Raw genomic sequence first — 1,085 nt, 5'->3', positions numbered from 1 at the left:
CGCGTGCCCACATTCTCGTCCGGCCCCTGCGCGAAGCGCCCCGGCTGGAACCTCGAAGCGCTCTCCGACGCGGCCCTCGGCCGCTCGCACCGCTCTCCCCTCGGCAAGGGCAAGCTCAAGGAAGCCATCGACCTGACGCGCAAGGTGCTGCGCGTGCCGGCCGATTACCGCATCGGGATCGTGCCGGGCTCCGACACCGGCGCCGTCGAGATGGCCATGTGGACCATGCTGGGGCCGAAGACCGTCGAGGTCGCGGCCTGGGAGGCCTTCGGGGCCGAGTGGGTCACCGACGCGCTGAAGGAGCTGAAGATCAGCCCCGTCGTGCACCAGGCGCCCTACGGCGTGCTGCCGGACCTCTCGAAGATCGACACGAAGCGCAACGACGTCATCTTCACCTGGAACGGCACGGCCGCCGGCGTGAAGGTGCCGAACAGCGACTGGATCGCGGCGGACCGCGAAGGCATCACGATCTGCGATGCCACCTCGGCGGCCTTCGCGCAGCCGCTCGCCTGGGACAAGCTCGATGTCGTCACCTTCTCCTGGCAGAAGGTGATGGGCGGCGAGGCCGCGCACGGCATTCTCATCCTCTCGCCCCGCGCCGTCGCCCGGATCGAGAGCCACACGCCCGCCTGGCCGGTGCCGAAGGTGTTCCGCCTCGCCAAGGGCGGCAAGCTCATAGAGGGCATCTTCAAGGGCGACACGATCAACACGCCCTCCATGCTCGCGGTCGAGGACTATCTCGACACCCTGCGCTGGGCGGAGAGCATCGGCGGCCTCGACGCGCTGCACGCGCGCTCCGACGCCAACGCCCGGGTCGTCCACGACTGGGTGGCGCGCACGCCCTGGGTCGCCAACCTCGCGGCCGATCCGGCCACCTATTCGAACACGGGCGTCTGCCTCGTGATCGCCGATCCTGACGTGCTCGCCCGGGGCGACGCGGCGGTGGCGGCGGTGGCCAAGGACATCGTCGAGATCCTGGAGCGGGAAGGCGTCGCTCTCGACATCGGCGCCTACCGCGACGCGCCGGCCGGCCTGCGCATCTGGTGCGGCGGCACGATCGAGCGGTCCGACCTCGAGGCTCTCAC

General features: G+C 70.4%; 1 protein-coding gene. It reads left to right on the top strand.

Annotated features, from left to right (window positions below):
* Positions 1 to 1,085: phosphoserine transaminase (locus tag MOX02_RS30685; protein WP_147029523.1), on the top strand; the 1,085-nt coding region annotated here is incomplete at both ends.

The sequence above is a fragment of the Methylobacterium oxalidis genome (assembly GCF_007992195.1).
Lineage (GTDB): Bacteria > Pseudomonadota > Alphaproteobacteria > Rhizobiales > Beijerinckiaceae > Methylobacterium > Methylobacterium oxalidis.
Note: the sequence above shows the minus strand (reverse complement) of the source record. Positions and strands in the feature narration are given on the sequence as shown.